The 18,758-nt window shown below is 71.8% G+C and carries 17 protein-coding genes and 1 tRNA gene; 8 read left to right on the forward strand and 10 right to left on the reverse strand.

The features are described from left to right. The first annotated feature begins 180 nt into the window (after positions 1–180). Together OG448_RS05365 and OG448_RS05370 are read left to right on the forward strand one after the other, a co-directional pair. A complete protein-coding gene (locus OG448_RS05365; RefSeq protein ID WP_405551769.1) occupies positions 181–1,287 on the forward strand; it encodes a VWA domain-containing protein in 1,107 nt (368 codons plus the stop codon). A gap of 137 nt (positions 1,288–1,424) precedes the next feature. Then, positions 1,425–2,795, forward strand: coding sequence for an SMI1/KNR4 family protein (locus tag OG448_RS05370; protein WP_405551770.1), 1,371 nt, complete (start codon positions 1,425–1,427; stop codon positions 2,793–2,795). A 325-nt stretch (positions 2,796–3,120) separates the two neighbouring features. On the opposite strand, the gene OG448_RS05375 is transcribed toward OG448_RS05370, so the two are convergent. The 6 genes from OG448_RS05375 to OG448_RS05400 form a co-directional block, all read right to left on the reverse strand. Next, positions 3,121–3,208, reverse strand: a tRNA-Leu gene (locus OG448_RS05375). Positions 3,209–3,317: 109 nt separating this feature from the next. Continuing rightward, positions 3,318–4,265 carry a beta-ketoacyl-ACP synthase III gene (locus OG448_RS05380; RefSeq protein WP_405551771.1) on the reverse strand — a complete coding sequence of 316 codons (948 nt, stop codon included), beginning with the start codon at positions 4,263–4,265 and terminating at the stop codon, positions 3,318–3,320. A gap of 205 nt (positions 4,266–4,470) precedes the next feature. Next, entirely contained in the window at positions 4,471–4,599 is a 129-nt protein-coding gene (locus OG448_RS05385; protein ID WP_267881266.1) for a hypothetical protein, read from the reverse strand. After that, entirely contained in the window at positions 4,574–5,902 is a 1,329-nt protein-coding gene (locus OG448_RS05390) for an OFA family MFS transporter (protein WP_405551772.1), read from the reverse strand. The genes OG448_RS05385 and OG448_RS05390 overlap by 26 nt, the downstream gene beginning before the upstream one ends. Before the next feature lie 119 nt (positions 5,903–6,021). Next, positions 6,022–6,555: an isochorismatase family protein gene (locus OG448_RS05395; RefSeq protein WP_405551773.1), complete on the reverse strand. Its 534-nt coding sequence runs from the start codon at positions 6,553–6,555 to the stop codon at positions 6,022–6,024. Between the two features lie 79 nt (positions 6,556–6,634). Continuing rightward, positions 6,635–7,645 carry a bile acid:sodium symporter family protein gene (locus tag OG448_RS05400; RefSeq protein ID WP_405558699.1) on the reverse strand — a complete coding sequence of 337 codons (1,011 nt, stop codon included), beginning with the start codon at positions 7,643–7,645 and terminating at the stop codon, positions 6,635–6,637. A gap of 137 nt (positions 7,646–7,782) precedes the next feature. Between OG448_RS05400 and OG448_RS05405 the strand changes: the two genes are divergently transcribed. The 4 genes from OG448_RS05405 to OG448_RS05420 all read left to right on the forward strand — a co-directional run bounded on the left by OG448_RS05405 (position 7,783) and on the right by OG448_RS05420 (position 12,552). Beyond that, entirely contained in the window at positions 7,783–8,652 is an 870-nt protein-coding gene (locus OG448_RS05405; RefSeq protein WP_405551774.1) for a LysR substrate-binding domain-containing protein, read from the forward strand. Positions 8,653–9,019: 367 nt separating this feature from the next. Then, positions 9,020–10,852, forward strand: a complete 1,833-nt coding sequence (locus tag OG448_RS05410; RefSeq protein ID WP_405551775.1) for an AMP-dependent synthetase/ligase — start codon at positions 9,020–9,022, stop codon at positions 10,850–10,852. Between the two features lie 82 nt (positions 10,853–10,934). After that, complete coding sequence (locus tag OG448_RS05415; protein ID WP_405551776.1) at positions 10,935–11,771, forward strand: aldo/keto reductase; 837 nt, start codon at positions 10,935–10,937, stop codon at positions 11,769–11,771. 91 nt (positions 11,772–11,862) lie between these two features. Then, complete coding sequence (locus OG448_RS05420) at positions 11,863–12,552, forward strand: glycoside hydrolase family 75 protein (RefSeq protein WP_405551777.1); 690 nt, start codon at positions 11,863–11,865, stop codon at positions 12,550–12,552. 1 nt (position 12,553) lies between these two features. On the opposite strand, the gene OG448_RS05425 is transcribed toward OG448_RS05420, so the two are convergent. Next, positions 12,554–13,456, reverse strand: coding sequence for a class I SAM-dependent methyltransferase (locus OG448_RS05425; RefSeq protein ID WP_405551778.1), 903 nt, complete (start codon positions 13,454–13,456; stop codon positions 12,554–12,556). 178 nt (positions 13,457–13,634) lie between these two features. Between OG448_RS05425 and OG448_RS05430 the strand changes: the two genes are divergently transcribed. Next, positions 13,635–14,390, forward strand: a complete 756-nt coding sequence (locus OG448_RS05430; RefSeq protein WP_405551779.1) for a ferritin-like domain-containing protein — start codon at positions 13,635–13,637, stop codon at positions 14,388–14,390. Here the strand turns inward: OG448_RS05430 and OG448_RS05435 are convergent. After that, complete coding sequence (locus tag OG448_RS05435) at positions 14,359–15,102, reverse strand: class I SAM-dependent methyltransferase (protein ID WP_405551780.1); 744 nt, start codon at positions 15,100–15,102, stop codon at positions 14,359–14,361. The genes OG448_RS05430 and OG448_RS05435 overlap by 32 nt on opposite strands. 145 nt (positions 15,103–15,247) lie before the next feature. Between OG448_RS05435 and OG448_RS05440 the strand changes: the two genes are divergently transcribed. Then, positions 15,248–16,111 (forward strand): helix-turn-helix domain-containing protein, encoded by an 864-nt coding sequence (locus tag OG448_RS05440; protein WP_405551781.1) that lies wholly within the window; start codon positions 15,248–15,250, stop codon positions 16,109–16,111. A gap of 55 nt (positions 16,112–16,166) precedes the next feature. Here OG448_RS05440 and OG448_RS05445 read toward each other — a convergent pair whose 3' ends face one another. Together OG448_RS05445 and OG448_RS05450 are read right to left on the reverse strand one after the other, a co-directional pair. Beyond that, complete coding sequence (locus OG448_RS05445) at positions 16,167–16,592, reverse strand: OsmC family protein (protein WP_405551782.1); 426 nt, start codon at positions 16,590–16,592, stop codon at positions 16,167–16,169. Positions 16,593–16,699: 107 nt separating this feature from the next. Further along, complete coding sequence (locus tag OG448_RS05450) at positions 16,700–18,754, reverse strand: phage holin family protein (protein WP_405551783.1); 2,055 nt, start codon at positions 18,752–18,754, stop codon at positions 16,700–16,702. Between the last annotated feature and the right edge of the window lie 4 nt (positions 18,755–18,758).

Below are 18,758 nucleotides of genomic sequence, written 5' to 3' on the forward strand. Positions count from 1 at the left end.
CTCGGCAGGGGACGCCTGCCTGCGGAAAAGGGCGTTGTGGGGCTCCCCTGACGGCTTTTCGCGGCCGGGTCCCCTGACGCTCGAGGCCATGGACGGGCCGAACGGCGACGGACAGGTCCGCGCCGGGAGGCCGTGTCTCCGCAAGGCCCAGTTGTGGTCAGGAGGCACCAGAGGAAGGGGATGGACACGATGAGCGCTACGGTGCAGGACCGGCTCAAGAAGCACTTCGTGAACCACGTCGCTCTCGTCATCGACAAGTCCGGCTCGATGCGGGGCCACTCGGAGCAACTCGTCCGCGTGGTGGATGAGTTCGTGAAGGGGCTGAAGGAGGAGTCCGACCGGCTCGGCCACGAGACCCGGATCAGCCTCTACGCCTTCGACCACCTGGTCGAGAACCTGGTGTGGGACATGGACGTCAAGCACCTGCCGTCCATGCAGGGGCTGTACACCGTCGAGAACGGCGCGACGGCGCTGATCCAGGCGTCGGTGAAGGCGCTCGACGACCTCGGCCACATCTGGGAGGAGTACGGCGAGCACAGCTTCCTCCAGGTCGTCGTCACCGACGGCGAGGAGAACGCCTCCGGCGCCGACACGACGGGCGCGCGCCACGACCACCTTCCCGACGGCCGTGCCGTCCTGGACAAGTGGCGGAGCAGGATCACGGACAAGATGGCCAGCCTGCCGGACCACTGGACCTCGGCCATCATGGTGCCGAACTCCCTGGCCAAGCGCACCGCCCAGCAGTACGGCTTCCCGACGGGCAACATCTCGATCTGGGACGCGGACTCGGATCAGGGCGTCGAGGAGGCGATCGGCGCCGTCAAGACGGCCGCCACGAAGTTCCTGCGGGACCGCGAGCAGGGCGTGCGCGGCACCAGGGACCTGTTCGCGATGGGCCAGGACCTCAGCACGGCGGACGTGAAGTCCAGCCTCCGGGCCCTGGACGCCGGCAAGTACGTCCTGATCCCGGTGGACGGGCGAACGTCCATCCGCGACTTCGTCACCAGCGCCGGGCATCCGTACAGGACCGGCTGCGCCTTCTACGAGCTGTCCAAGCGCGAGAAGATACAGGCCAACAAGCAGATCGCCGTGGCGGAGAAGGACCCGGCCACCGGCCGGACGACCGGGAAGGTGTTCACAGGTCCCGCCGCCCGGCAGCTCCTGGGCCTGCCGTCGACGGAGGTCACGGTGACGCCGGGGAGCAACGAGGCCTACACCGTGTTCGTCCAGTCGACCTCCGTCAACCGGAAGCTGGTCCCGGGGACCAAGCTGCTCGTCCTGCTGTAACCGGTCCGACGGCCGAGCCGCGTTCCGGCCCGGCACCGACATCCCGACCAGGCCGCTTCCGCCCGGTGGACGCCCCGTGTTGTCGGTGCCCGACCCATGATCCAAAATCGGCGAGCACACCTTCAGGAGGTCTTCTCGTGCCCTCGCTCCATGACTTCACCACCTGGCAACCTTTACTGCGTCTCCTGCACGCCGCCCACGCGGAGACGCTCTCCGCGCCCGGCGGGCACGTGGCGGGGCAGATCAGTCCCGGGGCATGGAGTGTTCCGCTGCCGTACCGGCCGCCGCAGCCGGGGCGCGCCTCACAAGTCTCCGACAATCAGGATCAGTTCGACGCCGTGGGCCGGATCGTCGACGCGCTCGAGGAGAGCGGGAGCAACGGTGTCTCCTTCGTCGTGGAGGCGTCTTCCGCTCCTGGCGGTGTCCGGCTGCATCTGATCAGCCCGTGCTCTTCCGCGGAGCCGGGTGTCGCGACCGCGCATCCCGGCACGCTTGTCCTCGCGGACGGGGCACTGCCCGAGCCGGTGCGCCGCCTGCCCGATCCGGTGCCGGGCGCGGTACCGGCTCCGTCCGCGGATGCGGGACTGCTGCAGCGCACTCTTCGCGAACGGCTCCCGGACGCGGTGGGCGCCTCCGAGGAGGCGATCGCAGCGGCCGAGGCGCGCCTGGGCGTGCCGCTGCCTGCCGAGCTGAGGGCCCTGTACCGGATTGTCCGGGGCCGGTACGAGGACTGGGACGACTACCGGGATCCGTACGACACCATCGGCTGCGAGCTCCTCCCCCTCGACGACGTGTACGTTGCCGACGCGGCTTCCCGGCACGTGCTGTGGCAGTTCGGCGCCATGGAGGCGGTCGAGACGGGGCCGGAGGACGCCGTGCAGGGGCTCGTCGGATCGCCGGGCTGGATCGTCTTCGGTGACAACGGCGGCGGGGACCGTATCGCCGTCGACCTCACGCCGGGTCCGCAGGGGCACGTCGGGCAGGTGATCATTATCGGCCACGAGGGGAACATCGGCGCCGGGTTGGTCGCCGATTCCCTCACCGACATGGTCGTCCACCGTCACTTCGACGGGCGGCCCCTCCGAAGGGTCGAACGGCGGCCACTCGTCGCCCACGTCAATCGCGCCTCCCTCCCCGGCATCGAAGCAGCCGCCCATGCCGGTCTGGAGGTCCTCAGCATCGGGGTGTGGGAGAAGGAGCCCCTCAGCCTGACCCCCGTCTTCGGCCTGCCGCGCCTGCGCACCCTCCGCGCCTATCCCGGTACTCTCGTCGATCCCTGTCAGATCTCCCGGCTCACCCACCTCGAGTATCTTCAGCTCCCGCCCGCAGAGTGGCGCGTCCTCCTCGATGCGGGGGCTGTGCCCACCGGGCTCCTCGCAGCAGGCATCCAGGCCCACCAGCAACGGGACAACCCGTTGCACACCATCGCCCTCGCCAACGAGATCCTCGCCCTGTACGGTCGGCCGCTCATCACAGGCATCACGGTGCTGGAGGGAACGGCCGCATGAGTCACCTCGCCGACGGGGAGGCCGCCGTCCCACGCCCCTCCCGGTCACGTCGAGCCAGTGGGGCGATACCCCCGGTTGACCGGGAGTCTGTACCGGCTCCGAGTTCCCGGCCGCTGGGCGGACGGCCCCGCACCAAGCCGGAGCATGTCAGTGGCGACACGGCATGCGTTCCCCTCCGCAACCGCCGCTCCGTGCGAGGACGCCAACCCCGCGCCGAGACGTCGCTCCGCGAAGCCCTGGGGACGTCACCATCAGCTACTGAAACGCCACGAGGCCCGCGACCGTCAGGTCGGGGCCCTCGAAAGCGAATCGTGCAGCTGTTTCGTGGTGTCCGAGGGGGGACTTGAACCCCCACGCCCGATAAAGGGCACTAGCACCTCAAGCTAGCGCGTCTGCCATTCCGCCACCCGGACAAGGTGTCTGTCACCTGGCCGGGGGTGTTCCCCGCGGCGACGTGGACAACAATACCAAGGTTTCGGAGCGCCTTTCACCTGCGTATCTGTGCCTTCGGCCACCCCTGGCTCACGGGCAGCGGATCACCTGGCCGGCGTACGAGAGGTTGCCGCCGAAGCCGAAGAGGAGGGCCGGGTCACCGGTGCGGACGCTGCCCTGTTCGATCAGCTTGGAGAGGGCGAGCGGGATGCTCGCGGCGGACGTGTTGCCGGACTCGGTGACGTCGCGGGCGACGACCGCGTTCACCGCGCCGATCTTCTGCGCGAGCGGCTCGATGATCCGCAGGTTGGCCTGGTGCAGCACGACCGCCGCGAGGTCGGCCGGCTCGACACCCGCCTTCTCGCAGGCCCGCCGGGCGATCGGGGGGAGCTGGGTGGTGGCCCAGCGGTACACGCTCTGCCCCTCCTGCGCGAACCTCGGCGGCGTGCCCTCGATCCGTACCGCGTTGCCCATCTCCGGCACCGACCCCCACAGCACCGGCCCGATCCCCGCCCGCTCCCCCGGCGCACACGCCTCGACCACGGCCGCGCCCGCGCCGTCGCCGACCAGGACGCAGGTGGTGCGGTCGGTCCAGTCGGTCACCTCGGACATCTTGTCCGCGCCGATCACCAGCGCACGGGTCGCGGCGCCCGCCCGTACCGTGTGGTCGGCGGTGGCCAGCGCGTGGGTGAAGCCGGCGCACACCACGTTGACGTCCATCGCGGCGGGCTCGGGGATGCCGAGGCGGGCCGCGACCCGTGCGGCGGTGTTCGGGGAGCGGTCGATCGCCGTGGAGGTGGCGACCAGCACCAGGTCGATGTCACCGGGGGCGAGCCCGGCCGTGGCCAGGGCCTTGGCGGCGGCGTGCGCGGCCAGCTCGTCGACCGGCTCGTCGGGGCCCGCGATGTGCCGGGTGCGGATGCCGACCCGGCTGGTGATCCACTCGTCGCTGGTGTCGACCATGCGCGCCAGGTCCTCGTTGGTGAGCACCCTGGCGGGCTGGTAGTGGCCGATCGCGGCGATACGCGAGCCGTGCATGTCGAGGTCCCCTCGTTGCTGCCGTGGGTAGCGGGACTCTCCAGTCTGCGCAGTGACTCACCGGTACGGGGGTATGTGAAGCCACAGGAATCGGGCATTCCAGTTGTCGGCTTCTTGCAGACCCTCGTACGTCCGAATTCCGCTCGTGCGCTCGGCGTTTCGCTCGTACGGACGGGGCCCGGCACGGAGCCGGGCACCCGTGGTCTCACCCCGTGAAGAGCTGCGTCGCCTTCCGCACCAGCTCGTACAGCCCGTAGGCGAGCGGCGCGCCCACCCAGAGCCAGGAGAGGGCAATCAGGGCGCGCCGGTCAGGCGGGCTGCTCTCGCTGGGCATCGGGGGCCTCCTTCGCGGCGGGGACGTGGTGACGGGTGTGGACGGGGCGGATGAGCTCGTTGGCGGCGAAGCCGACGAGGAGCAGGCCGATCATGATGGAGAAGGAGAGCCCGTACAGCGCGGGCCCGTCCTTCCCCGCCGCCTCCTGGCGGTCGGCGATCCAGTTGACGATCAGCGGTCCGAGTACGCCCGCGGTGGACCAGGCGGTGAGCAGCCGGCCGTGGATGGCGCCGACCTGGTAAGTGCCGAAGAGGTCCTTCAGATACGCGGGGACCGTGGCGAAGCCGCCGCCGTAGAAGGAGAGGACGACCAGCGCGCACAGGACGAACAGCGGCTTGGACGAGTCCCCGAACAGCGCGAGGACCAGGTACATCAGGGCGCCGACGCCCAGGTAGACGCGGTAGATGTTCTTGCGGCCGATGAGGTCGGAGGTGGAGGACCAGCCGATCCGCCCCGCCATGTTGGCCGCGGACAGCAGCGCGACGAAGCCTGCCGCCGCCGAGACGGAGACCGGGGTGGAACTGTCCGCGAAGAAGTCCGTGATCATCGGGGCGGCCTTCTCCAGGATGCCGATCCCGGCCGTGACGTTGGTGCACAGCACGACCCACAGGCACCAGAACTGCGGGGTGCGCAGGGCGCTGCGGGCGGAGACCTGGACGCTCCCGGCGGTGCCCGGACCGCTCTCCGTACGCCCGTCCGGCCGTGGCACCCGGACCAGCAGCACCCCGAGGGTCATGAACACGGCGTACGCCAGCCCGTGCACGAGGAACGCCAGCGCGATCCCGTGGTGGTCCGTGCCGAAGGACTCCAGCATCTGGGCCGACCACGGCGAGGCGATCAGGGCGCCGCCGCCGAAGCCCATGATGGCGATGCCGGTGGCCATGCCGGGGCGGTCCGGGAACCACTTCATCAGGGTGGAGACGGGCGAGATGTAGCCGATGCCGAGACCGATGCCGCCGACGAACCCGTAGCCGAGGACGATCAGCCAGTACTGCTGGGTCTGCGCGCCGAGCGCGGAGATCAGGAACCCGGAGGAGAAGCAGATCAGGGCCACGGTCATCGCCCAGCGCGGGCCGTTGCGCTCGACGAGGGTGCCGCCGAACGCGGCCGACAGCCCGAGCATCACGATCGCCAACTGGAACGGCAGCGCGCTCTGGGTGCCGTCGAGGTGCAGCGCGGATTCCAGGGGTGGCTTGAACACGCTCCAGGCGTACGCCTGGCCGATGGAGAGGTGGACGGAGAGCGCGGCGGGCGGTACGAGCCAGCGGCTCCAGCCCGGGGGCGCGACAGGGGGGCTGCTCATGGGGCCGGACGGTAGGTCGGGGCGGGTGGGTTGAGAAGGTGGGGCGCGGCGCGTTTGCGGTGAACGGTCGGCTCCGTGCGTCGGGCGGTCGGTGGCAGGTGCTGGTGGCCGGAAAGTCCTCAGTCCCGTACGGCCTCGAAGCCCAGCCGTCCGACGGTGGTGACGGTGCCCAGGCGGGGGAAGTCCAGCCGTACCGACGCGTCGTGCTCGGCGGCCGTGAACGCGGCCATCGCGTCCTCCACGAAGACCAGGTCATAGCCCAGGTCGGCGGCGGCACGGGCGGTGGACTCGACGCCCAGGTTGGTGGCGATGCCGCCGAGGACCAGGGTGTCGATGCCACGGGCCCGCAAGCGCTCGTCCAGCCCGGTGCCCTGGAACGCGCCGATGGTCCGCTTGACCACCTCCAGGTCGCCGTCGTGCCGCAGCCCGGTGACCAGACCGCTGCCTGGCGGCTGTTCGGCGACGGTGGGCCGTTCGACCCGGACGAGTACGACGAGTGCGCCCTCGGCGCGGCAGCGCTTCGCCAGCTCCTCCGACGCGGTGAGCACTTCGGCGCCCTTGCGGGGCTCCAGCGGCAGCGCGACGAGGCGGTCCATGAGGTCGACGAGGACGAGGGCGGTGCGCCGGGGGTCGAGTACGGGGGCTGCGGTCATGACGGAACGTTACCCCTCGCGGGCTGTCCGTGCCGGAAATCCGGGTCAACGGGTCCGTGAACGAGACGCGTTCGGACGTCTACGAAGCCTCGCGTCCGTTCGGCCGGACGCGGGGGCGGGGCACCGGGGCGTGCGCGGCCGGGGGTTCCTCGGGGTCGCGGGCGCGGCGCTTGGCGATGACCGCGCACACCATGAGCTGCATCTGGTGGAAGAGCATCAGCGGCAGCACGGCGAGGGAGGCGTGGGCGCCGAACAGGACGCTGGCCATGGGGAGTCCGGAGGCGAGGGACTTCTTCGACCCGGCGAACTGGATGGCGATGCGGTCGGCCCGGCCGAAGCCGAGCGCCCGGGCTCCGTACCAGGTCAGCGCGAGCATCACGGTGAGCAGGACGCCCTCCACGAGGAGCAGCGCGCCGAGCCGCGGGGCGCTCACCTGGTGCCAGATGCCCTGGGCCATGCCCTCGCTGAACGCGGTGTAGACGACCAGCAGGATCGAGCCGCGGTCGACCAGCCCGAGCACCTTCTTGTGCTTCGCCACGAAACCGCCGATCCAACGCCTCAGGAGCTGCCCGGCGAGGAACGGCACCAGCAGTTGCAGCACGATCTTCAGCAGCGAGTCGGCGGAGAAGCCGCCGCCGGAGTTGCCCAGCAGTACGGAGGCGAGCAGCGGGGTGACGACGATGCCGACGAGGGAGGAGAAGGAGCCGGCGCAGATGGCGGCGGGTACGTTGCCGCGCGCGATGGAGGTGAAGGCGATGGAGGACTGGATCGTCGACGGCACCAGGGTGAGGAACAGCAGACCCTGGTAGAGCGGCTGGGTCAGCAGCGCCGGGACCAGTGCGCGCGCGGCCAGTCCGAGCAGCGGGAAGACGACGAAGGCGCAGGCCAGGACGGTGAGGTGCAGCCGCCAGTGGCGGAGCCCGTCCATCGCCTCGCGGGTGGAGAGGCGGGCGCCGTACAGGAAGAAGAGGAAGGCGATGGCGGCCGTGGAGGCACCGGAGGCCACGTCTGCGGCGACGCCACGCGCGGGCAGCAGCGCGGCCAGGCCCACCGTGCCGAGGAGCAGCGCGATGTACGGGTCGATGGGCAGCCGGCGTTTCACAGGACTCCGTAGCGTCTCGTGTGGGGCGGACGACCTCCATCGTGCCTGGTCGGCGCCGATCACGGAATCCGGCATACCGCTCTGACTGCGATCGCGTTTCGTGATGAGCGGGCTAGGCTGCCGCCATGTACGACCCCACGCACCTGCGTACGTTCCTCGCGGTGGCGCAGACGCTCAGCTTCACGCAGGCCGCGCGGCGGCTGGGACTGCGGCAGTCGACGGTGAGCCAGCATGTGCGCAGGCTGGAGGAGGCGGCGGGCCGCCAGTTGTTCGCACGGGACACCCACTCGGTGGAGCTGACCGGCGACGGCGAGGCGATGCTGGGCTTCGCGCGGCGGCTGCTGGAGGTGCAGGAGCAGGCTTCGGCGTACTTCTCCGGGCCGCGCGTACGGGGTCGGCTGCGGTTCGGCGCCTCCGAGGACTTCGTCCTGACCCGCCTCCCGGAGATCCTGGAGGGCTTCCGCTACGACCACCCCGAGGTCGACCTGGAACTGACGGTGGAGCTGTCCGGCACGCTCCACGAGCGCCTGGCCGAGGGCAAGCTCGACCTGGTCCTGGCCAAGCGCCGCCCCGAGGACCCGCGCGGCCGCCTGGTCTGGCGGGACGACCTGGTCTGGATCGGCACCGAACGCCTCCGCCTGGACCCCGACCGCCCCGTCCCCCTGATCGTCTACCCCCCACCCGGCATCACCCGCGCCCGCGCCTTGGAAACGCTTCAGGCGCAGGGCCGGGACTGGCGGATCGTATGCACCAGCGGCAGCCTGAACGGCCTCATCGCAGCCGCCCGAGCCGGCCTCGGCGTCATGGCCCACTCCCGCCACCTGATCCCGCCGGGCCTGGTACGCGTACCGGACCGGGCCGGCCTGCCGGACCTGGGCCGTGTCGACTTCGCCCTGACCCACGCTCGCGCGCGAGGCGCGACGGAGGATGCGGCGAACGCGCTGGCGGCGGCGATCCTGGCGGGCGGGGAGCGGCTGCGCCGACGGGGCGGCTGAGGGGCGCGGGAGTTGCGATTACTCTCCGCGATGGGCCCCTGCCGACTGGCGCATATTGTCCCGGCGCCCTTGTGGCAGTGACCGACAGCCTCCCCACCCCCTCTCCGCCACGCCCCACCCCGTGACCGGCCCGTACAGATTCGGTGGAGATTACGACCGGGGTACGTACCGACCCGTCAGTATCGTGTCCGGACCTTCCGCATGTGCGGGGATTTTCCGGGTGCTGTCCGTGAGGTACGTGAGGTTTGGCCGGTTTCCGGACCCCTCCCATCCGGCCATTCGGTGGGGTAGCTTTCACGGCGCTGTGCGGAGCGTCGCGGGTCCGTGACGGAGGAGCGAGGAAGAGCGAGCAAGGGGGGAGCGAGGTTTGCGCGAGTTCACCAACCCTGTGACGGAGATGGAGTCGGAGCCGCCGGTGGGTGGCCTGGCCGACACCGTCTTCGACAACGCGCGCACCGACCCGCTGCACATCGCCCTGGGCCGCAAGGACGATCATGGGCAGTGGCGGGACGTCACCGCCGCCGAGTTCCGTGACGAGGTCGTGGCCCTCGCCAAGGGCCTGCTCGCCCAGGGCGTCCGCTTCGGCGACCGGGTCGCCATCATGTCCCGCACCCGCTACGAGTGGACCCTGTTCGACTTCGCGCTGTGGACGATCGGTGCCCAGGTGGTGCCGATCTACCCGACCTCCTCCGCCGAGCAGTGCTTCTGGATGCTGCACGACGCCGAGGTCACCTCCGCCGTGGTGGAGCACGAGGACCACGCGATGACGATCGCCACGGTCATCGGCCGCCTCCCCCGGCTGCGCCAGCTCTGGCAGCTCGACGCCAACTGCGTACGGGAGCTGTACGACGCGGGGGCGCACCTGGACGACGAGGTGGTGCACCGGCACCGCAAGGCGGTCACCCCGGACTCGACCGCCACCATCATCTACACCTCGGGCACCACCGGCCGCCCCAAGGGCTGTGTCCTCTCGCACGGCAATTTCATGTTCGAGGCGGACACGGTGATCCGCCGCTGGGAGTCGGTGTTCCACTCCAAGAAGGGCGACGAGGCGTCCACCCTGCTCTTCCTGCCGCTGGCCCACGTCTTCGGCCGCATGGTGGAGGTCGCGGCGCTGAGGGGCCGGGTCCGCTTCGGGCACCAGCCGCAGTTGCACGCGGCCGCCCTGCTGCCGGACCTCGCCGCGTTCCGGCCGACGTTCATCCTGGCGGTGCCGTACATCTTCGAGAAGGTGTTCAACTCGGCCCGGCGCAAGGCGGAGAAGGACGGCAAGGCGACGCCCTTCGCGAAGGCGGTCGAGGTGGCCGTGAAGTACGCCGAGGCGCTGGAGGCCAAGGCGTGGGGCCTCGGCCCCGGCCCCTCGGCGGGCCTACGGATGCAGCACCAGCTCTTCGACAAGCTGGTGTACTCCAAGGTCCGCGCGGCGATGGGCGGCCGTATCCGCAACGCGATGTCGGGCGGCTCGGCGATGGACCGCCGCCTCGGCCTGTTCTTCGCGGGCGCCGGCGTGCAGATCTACGAGGGCTACGGCCTGACGGAGTCGACGGCCGCCGCGACCGCCAACCCGCCCGAGCGCACCCGCTACGGCACGGTCGGCCAGGCCGTCCCCGGTGTGACGGTGCACGTCGCCGACGACGGCGAGATCTGGCTGCACGGCGGGAACGTCTTCCAGGGCTACCTCAACAACCCCAAGGCGACCGACGAGACCCTGCACGACGGCTGGCTCGCCACCGGTGACCTGGGCTCGCTGGACGAGGACGGCTATCTGACCATCACCGGCCGCAAGAAGGAGATCCTCGTGACCTCCGGCGGCAAGAGCGTCTCCCCCGGTGTGCTGGAGGAGCGGGTGCGGGACCATCCGCTGGTCAACCAGTGCATCGTCGTCGGCAACGACCGCCCGTACATCGCGGCGCTGGTCACCCTGGACCAGGACGCCGTCGACCACTGGCTCCAGATGCGCGGCAAGCCCCGCCCGACCCCGGCCGAGCTGGTGCGCGACGCCGACCTGGAGACGGAGGTGCGCCGGGCGGTGGTCGCGGCGAACACGCTGGTCTCGCAGGCCGAGTCGATCCGTACGTTCCGCATCCTGGCCCAGCCGTTCACCGAGGAGCACGGGCTGCTGACGCCGTCGCTGAAGCTGAAGCGGAAGGCGATCGAGAAGGCGTACGAGCGTGAGGTGGAAGCCCTCTACCGCTCTTGACCGGCAGGTCAGGAATGCATCCCGGCCCGTGATCGTTGACGATGGGTGTACCACCTGTCCACAACCGAAGGATCATAGGATCGTGAGCAGCAAGGTCCCCCCGATCATCCTCAACAACGGTGTCGAGATGCCCCAGCTCGGCTTCGGCGTCTGGCAGATCCCGGACGACGAGGCGGAGCGCGCGGTCACCACGGCGCTGGAGACCGGGTACCGCAGCATCGACACCGCGGCGATCTACGGCAATGAAGAGGGCACCGGCAAGGCCATCGCGGCGTCCGGCGTGCCCCGCGAGGACCTCTTCGTCACCACCAAGCTCTGGAACAGCGACCAGGGGTACGACTCCACCCTGCGTGCCTTCGACACGTCGCTGGAGAAGCTCGGTCTCGACTACCTCGACCTCTATCTGATCCACTGGCCGCTGCCCGCGCGGGACAACTACCTCGACACCTACAAGGCGTTCGAGAAGCTGTACTCCGACGGCCGTGTCCGCGCGATCGGCGTGTCCAACTTCCTCCCCGAGCACCTCGAGCGGCTGATCGCGGAGACGTCCGTCGTCCCGGCGGTCGACCAGATCGAGCTGCACCCGCAGCTCCAGCAGCGCGCGGCGCGGGAGTTCAACGCCGAGCAGGGCATCGCCACCGAGGCGTGGTCGCCGCTCGGCCAGGGCAAGGGGCTGCTGGAGGTCCCGGCGATCGTCGCCATCGCCCGGAAGCACGGGCGTACGCCGGCGCAGGTCGTGCTCCGCTGGCACGTCCAGCTCGGCAACATCGTCATCCCGAAGTCCGTGACGCCGTCGCGGATCAAGGAGAACATCGAGGTGTTCGACTTCAGCCTGGACGACGAGGACCTCGCCGCCATCAACGCGCTGAACGAGGACAAGCGGCTGGGTCCCGACCCGGCCACGTTCGACATGGTCTGACACCCGTACGCCACAGGGTCGCCCGTCCCCGCGCAGGGGCGGGCGGCCCTGTGCGCCACGCCGAGCTTCGCCGACCGAAGGACTCCGCGCCGTGCGTCTTCGTCCACTGGGTCTCGCCACCGCCGCCGGGACCGTCCTGCTGTGCGCCGCGGCCCTGGCCGCCGCCTACGGTGATGCGCCGAGGCGGGCGCGGGAGGGCACGGTCTCCGCGGCCGACCTGCTGGCGAAGGTGCGCACGTGCGACCGGATCTCCGACGGCCTGTACCGCACCGACGCCGAGAGCCCCGCGACCGTCCCGGTGTGCGGGCTGAAGGGCGCGGTGTCCTGGCAGGCGGACCTGGACGTGGACTGCGACGGGCAGCGGACGACTCATTGCAACGAGGACCGCGACCCCTGGTACCAGGACGACACCGCCTTCCACCAGTCCGACGGCAAGCCCCTGCGCGCCGACACGCTGCCCTACGTGGTCGTACCCGGCAAGAGCGCGCTGTGGGACCCCGCGGCGGCCGGGATCGGGGGCGCCGGTGTGGTGGCCGTCGTCCACGGCGACCAGGTGGAGTACGCCGTCGTCGGGGACACCGGCCCGAAGGAGATCATCGGCGAGGCGTCGTACGCGACCGCCGAGGCCCTCGGTATCGACCCGGACCCGGCGACCGGGGGCGCCGAGTCGGGGGTGACGTACATCCTGTTCAAGGACTCGCGGGTCTCCCCCATCGAGAGCCACAGTGCCGCGGTCGCGCTCGGGGACCGGCTGGCCCGGCAGTTCCTCACCGAGAACTGATTCAGCGGGGGCGTACGGCCGTGTAGACGGTGTACGCGTCCAGCACGAACAGGTCGGCCCGGTGGTGCAGGCTCTGCGGGTCGGCGGGGTCGAGGAGGCGGTCCAGGGTGGCGCGGTCGTCGGCGTCCAGGGCGTCGCCGAGGCCGTCGCGCAGCCGGGTGAAGTAGGCGGCGGCGTAGTCGCGGGCGGCCTCGTCGGCGGGGGCGGGCAGGTCCAGCAGGAAGGTGCGGGTACGGGTGGGCTTCAGGCCGGCCGAGGTGAGCAGGGCGGGCCAGTCCTCGGGCTCGGCGACCGCGCCGGGCAGCTCGGCGCGCATCCGGCTGAACCACTCCTCCTCGGCCGCGTTGAGCCGGGACTGGAGTCCGGGGCGGCCGATGCCGATGTCGCGGGGCAGGTAGCGGGCGGGGAGTCCGCCTTCGAGGAGGGCGAGGGTGCCGCCGGGGGCGAGCCGCTCCGCGAACGCGGCGAGTCCGGCCCGTTGGTCCCCGAGGTGGTGCAGGCTGCGGCTGGCCCACAGCAGATCGGCCGGGCGGTCCAACTCGTCGAGCGCGTCCGGGAGTTCGCCGGTGACGGTGGAGAAGCGGCCGTCCACGCCGAGGCGTGCGGCGCGGTCGCGGGCGCGCTCCAGCAGGGGGCCGCTGCCGTCGACGGCGGTCACCCGGGCGCCGGGGAACTCCTCGGCGAACAGGCAGGCGACGACGCCGGGTCCGCTGCCCGCGTCCACGATCAGGCCCGGCTCGGGGGTCTCCTCGGCGAGCCAGCCCATCGCCTCCCGGTACAGCGGCGCGAGCAGCTCCGCCTGGGACTCCAGCACCGGGCCCATCTCGGCCCAGTCGATGTCGGTGTGGTGCCCGTGCGCGTGTCCGTGCCCGGCGGGTGCGTGGTGGTGGTGGTCGTGCGCCATGCTGGTCAGCCTCTCTTCCCCGGCTCTGTTCCGGCTGCGCCCAGCGTGCGACGGGGCGGTGTCAGACGGCAAGCGCTGTTGCCGATACGGCAAGCCCGCAGTGAGGCGGAACGGTTCGGCACCGGTCCGCGTCCTGGGTCAGCAAGGCGCGAGGGTCGTGCCGGAGGAGGGGGCCGGGATGAGCGGGTTCGAGCAGTGGGCGGACGGTTTCGAGGCGGAGCGGGAGCGCAGGGTCGCGCGGGCCGACCCGGACTGGACACGCGCCGCGCGCCTGGACCCGGCGGTGTGGGCGAGCGTCCAGCGCTTCCAGACCGGCGAGGACGGCGACGGCGCGAACCTCACCGCCAAGGCCGACGAGGCCGCAGACCCCGAATACGCCCGCGCGGTACGGCTGTTCATCGCCGAGGAGCAGAACCACGCCCGTCTCCTCGCCCTGCTGCTGGCGGCGGGCGACATGCCGACGCTGGCCGGGCACTGGACCGACACCGCGTTCGTCCGGGTGCGCCGGCTGATGGGCCTGCGTCTGGAGCTGCTGGTGCTGATGGTCGCCGAGGTGGTGGCCCTGCGCTACTACCGCGCCCTGCGCGACGGCAGTGGTGACGCCCTGACCTCGGAGGTGGCGGCTCGCATCCTCGCGGACGAGGAACGCCACATACCGTTCCACTGCGCCCGGCTGCACGACTCGGTGGCCGAACTGCCGCGTGCGGTACGGCGTCCGCTGCTCGAGCTGTGGCGCGGGCTGCTGGCCGGAGCCTGCCTGATCGTCGTCGCCGACCACGGCCGGGCTCTGCGGGCGCTGGGGATGAGCCGGTCCCGCTTCCTCGCCGATGTACTGGTGTCGTCCCGCCCCATGGTGGCCGCGGTGCTGAACCGGCGCCCGGATGTGTGGCCGGACACCACTCCTATCCGGACCGCCGATAGGCGTGCAGGGTGAAGACGGGGTCCGCGCGCGGCCGGTCCTGGTCGGGCAGCCGTGCCAGCCGGGCGGCGAACTCCTCGGTACGCGGCTCACCGGGCGGCAGCAGGGTGAACCAGCCGCGCCGGAGGTCCCTGACGGCCCGACGCGGGCTGCGCCCCTGTCCGACGCCGGTGAACCGCGCCTGACCGGTCCTGACCATCCCGGCCTCGGCGGCGTACGCGTCCACCTTGGCCGGGTCGTCGACGGCGGGCCGCCTGGGACGCGGACCGAGCACGGCGTCGATGTCACTGCCGACGTCGTGCGCCTTCGCCTTGTCGACGGTGGTCACATAGGTCCCGCCCGGCCGCAGCACCCGCGCACACTCCCCGAGCACGGCCCGCAGATCGGCCGGATCGTCCAGCAGATGCAGCAGCCACACACTGGTGACGACGTCGAACGCACCGTCGGGAAAGGGCAGTCGGCGACTGTCGGCGCGCACCACGGCACCGGGCAGCCGGGCGGCGGCCCGGTGGACCATGGCGCTCGTGAGATCCACCCCGGTGACCCGCGACCCGGGCCGCGCCTCGGCCAGCCGGCGGGTGACGATGCCGGTGCCACAGCCGTTGTCCAGCAGGCGCCCCTCGCGGTCCGGGATCAGCCCGAGGACGGCGTCGGCGGCGGCACGGGCACGGGGCTCGCCGCCACGGAGATCGTCGTAGGACTCGGCTTCCTTGTCGTAGTCGAGCACAGACTTGAGTGTGCCCGCCGGCACCGCCCCTACCCTCCCCGACTCGGCCAACTCCCTTCCCCAGGTGGCTGATTGATCCCCCCTGCGCGAAGAACCCTCGCGTGGCACACTGCCCGCATGCGTCGGTGGTCAGGGAGGGTGGGGTGTGAGTGAGCGGCGGGCCGCTCCGACTGTGGGGCAGGTGGTGCTCGGGCGGCGGTTGCAGGAGTTGCGGGAGTCGGCCGGGCTGAGCCGGGACGAGGCGGCGCGGGTGCTGCGGGTGGCCTCGGCGACCGTGCGGCGGATGGAGACGGCCGAGGTCGCGCTGAAGATCCCGTACGTGCAGGCGCTGCTGGCCGCGTACGGGGTGGGCGAGGAGGAGGCCACCACGTTCGTCGGGCTGGCCGAGGAGGCCAACCGGCCCGACTGGTGGCAGCGGTTCCACGACGTGCTGCCGGACTGGTTCAGCCTGTACGTGAGCCTGGAGGGCGCCGCCCGCCTGATCCGCTCCTACGAGCCGCACTTCATCCCCGGCCTGCTCCAGACCGAGGCGTACGCGCGGGCGGTGCTGGAGGCCGGGACCATCGGGCAGCACGGCGCGGAGACGGTGGAGCGGCATGTGGCGCTGCGCCTGGAGCGGCAGCAGTTGCTGGAGCGGGACGACCGGCCGCACCTGTGGGTGATCATGGACGAGACGGTGCTGCGGCGGCCGGTGAGCACCCGTTCCGAGGTGATGCGCGACCAGCTCGACCACCTGCTGGAGTACGCCGACCGGGACCGGATCACCCTCCAGCTCGCGGAGTTCGCGGCGGGCCCGCATCCAGGGACGTACGCCCCCTTCACCCTGTTCCGGTTCGCCGAACGGGAGCTGCCGGACATGGTGTTCACCGAGTATCTGACCGGCGCGCTCTACCTCGACTCGCGCGAGGAGGTGGCCGCACACCTGGAGGTGCTGGACCACATGACGGCGCGGGCGGCCTCCGCGCAGCGCACCCAGAAGCTGCTGCGGGAGTTCCGCGAGAGCCTGTGACCGGTGCCGCGCGCGTGACGCGGCACCGGCGGCCCACAGGATCAGGCCACAGGCTTCAGGCCAGCTCGGCCGTGAGGCTGATGTCGGTGCCGGTCAGGGCCTGGCTGACCGGGCAGTTCTTCTTGGCGTCCTCGGCGGCCGCGCGGAAGCCGTCCGCGTCCAGGCCCGGGACCTCGCCGCGCACGGTGAGGTGGATGCCGGTGATGCCCTCGCCGGGCTGGAAGGTGACGTCGGCCTTGGTCTCCAGCCGGGTGGGCGGCGTGCCGGCGCCGGTCAGGCCATGCGACAGGGCCATGGAGAAGCAGCTCGAGTGCGCGGCGGCGATGAGCTCCTCGGGGCTGGTGCGGCCGTTCGCCTGCTCGGCGCGCGACGGCCACGACACCGGCTGGGAGTCGATGCCGGAGGAGTCGAATGTGACGGTGCCGCTGCCCGACAGCAGTTCGCCTTCCCAGACCGTGTGTGCGGTGCGCGTGGTAGCCACGGTGGTTCCTTTCGCGTGTGTTCCCGTGTTCCGGGTCCTGGTGCCCCCGTACCCCCCCCATCCGATCACATCCGAGGTCACGGCACCGTGAGGACAGGTCCGCGTGCTCAGGCCGCCCGGCGCTCGGGGTCCGCGTCGAGCGGCACCTCGGGGCCGTTCAACTCCCCGAGCCAGCGGCGCAGTACGCCGTGCACGCGCTCGGCGCCGGTCAGTGCCTCGCCGTGTTCCTCGGGCATGGACAGGGTGAGCGGGGAGAGCAGGAACGGGCGGGACTGGGCGCCGCCGAGGCCGCCGTGGGAGCCGATCTGCTCCTCGAAGGCGTGGATCTGCCCGGTGGCCGGGTCGTGCCAGGAGTTGACCATGATGTCGGCGGTGTGCGGGAAGGCATGAGTCCGGCGCACGGCGTCGGCGGCGCCGGGGCCGAAGCGGGCCAGCGGCCCCGGCCGGTCGTCCAGCTCGGCCAGCGGGATCTCGGTGCCGCAGGGGCCGAGGACCACGCCGTCGTGCTCGGCGCTGCGGACCAGCAGGAAGCCGATGCCGGGGTGGTTGGCGAGGGTGGGGAGCAGCGCCGGGTGGCGGGCGTCGATCTCCTCCTTGGTCATCCGGTGCGGGACGTCCGGGAAGGAGATCAGGCCGAGGTTGCCGGAGGCGAGTACGACGGGCTCGGAGCGCGGCGCGGGGCCGGGCTCCGAGTCGTCTCGGCCCAGGGCGGCGCGTACGGCGGCGCGGGCCTCGGCGCCGCTGGGGGTACGTCCGGCGCCGCGCGGCACGGGCAGTCCGCTGCCGGCGCGGACGAGGTCGGTGAGGGTGAGGCCGTAGCGGGAGCGGAAGGTTTCGCCGGGGCTCTGGCCGTGGTCGGAGAGGACGACCAGGCGGTAGGGGCGCGGGGCGTGCTCGGCGGCCTTCTCGATCAGTGCGAGGGAGCGGTCGAGGCGCTTGAGGACCTGACGGGCGTCCCGGCTGTCGGGGCCGGAGTGGTGGGCGACCTCGTCGTAGGCGACGAGGTCGGCGTAGACGGCGGTGCGGCCGGCGAGCAGGTCGCCCATCACGGCGGTGACGACCACGTCCCGTTCGACGACGGTGGCGAAGGCGCGGACGAACGGGTAGAGGCCGCCCCGGCCGACGCGCGGGTGCTGTCCGGCGAACCGGGCGCGGGTTGACTGGCCGATCTCGCGGCCGATCTCGGCGAAGAAGGACAGCGCGGTGCGCACCGCGTTGGCCGGGTCGGAGAAGTAGGCGAAGTACCCGGCGCGGGAACGGTTCTCCCGGCCCCGGCGGCGGGTGGCTATGGACAGCACGAGGGCCTGCTCCCCGGCGCCGCCGCTGAACAGGTTGCCCCGGCTGGCGCCGTCGACGGCGAGGAGCCCGGCCTCGCCGGTGCGGGCCATGGCGCGGCGCTGCAACTCGGCGGCCGAGGTGGGGCGGTTGCAGACCATGACCTCGCCGCGGTCCTTCTCGTACCAGCGGAAGGCGGGCACGTCGAAGGTACTGCCGTGCAGGATGCCGAGCTGGCTGGCGCCGGTCTGGCTGGACCAGTCGGTGCGCCAGGCGGTGAGCCGGTGGGTGGGCGGGATGATGCCGTCGGTGGCGAGCCAGCGGGCGACGGTGGGCATCAGGCCGTCGCGGACGGCGCCGGTGAGCACGTCGTGGCCGACGCCGTCGAGCTGGACGCAGACCAGGCCGGGCGTGCTCGCGCAGGGCAGGGTGGCCCTTCGGCGCCGGTAGGCCAGACGCAGCAGGCGGCGCCGGTAGGCGTCGTCGTCGCGTACGGCGAGCGCGCCGCCGGTCGCGGAGGCCACGGCGGACATCACGGCGGCGACGATGACGGCGGTCTCGGGTGCCACCTCGCCCCGCCCGGAGGGGTTGACGCGCAGGGCGAGCAGCAGCAGGGAGCCGTTGAGGAAGAAGACCAGCAGGCCGAGGAAGAGGGCGGGCACCAGCAGCAGCATCCGCACCAGCACCGGCCAGACGAGCGCCGACAGCAGACCGAACGCCCCCGCGCCGCAGGCGGCGGTCACGGCGATACGGGTGGCGCTGTCGCCGTCGGGCGCCTGGAGCCGGAAGTCGGGGAGGAGTCCGGCGAGTACGAGCATGGTGAGCGTGGACACCGCCCACACCGTGACGCTCCGGCCGATCTGACCGGCAACCCGTCGCCACCCCACGCCC

This window comes from Streptomyces sp. NBC_01171 (genome assembly GCF_045039805.1).
Lineage (GTDB): Bacteria > Actinomycetota > Actinomycetes > Streptomycetales > Streptomycetaceae > Streptomyces.

Coding starts and splice junctions, on each gene's coding strand:
- OG448_RS05365 (WP_405551769.1), top strand. CDS start 181: ATGGACACGATGAGCGCTACGGTGCAGGACCGGCTCAAGAAGCACTTC.
- OG448_RS05380 (WP_405551771.1), bottom strand. CDS start 4,265: ATGCACGGCTCGCGTATCGCCGCGATCGGCCACTACCAGCCCGCCAGG.
- OG448_RS05385 (WP_267881266.1), bottom strand. CDS start 4,599: ATGCCCAGCGAGAGCAGCCCGCCTGACCGGCGCGCCCTGATTGCCCTC.
- OG448_RS05390 (WP_405551772.1), bottom strand. CDS start 5,902: ATGAGCAGCCCCCCTGTCGCGCCCCCGGGCTGGAGCCGCTGGCTCGTA.
- OG448_RS05395 (WP_405551773.1), bottom strand. CDS start 6,555: ATGACCGCAGCCCCCGTACTCGACCCCCGGCGCACCGCCCTCGTCCTC.
- OG448_RS05405 (WP_405551774.1), top strand. CDS start 7,783: ATGTACGACCCCACGCACCTGCGTACGTTCCTCGCGGTGGCGCAGACG.
- OG448_RS05425 (WP_405551778.1), bottom strand. CDS start 13,456: ATGGCGCACGACCACCACCACCACGCACCCGCCGGGCACGGACACGCG.
- OG448_RS05430 (WP_405551779.1), top strand. CDS start 13,635: ATGAGCGGGTTCGAGCAGTGGGCGGACGGTTTCGAGGCGGAGCGGGAG.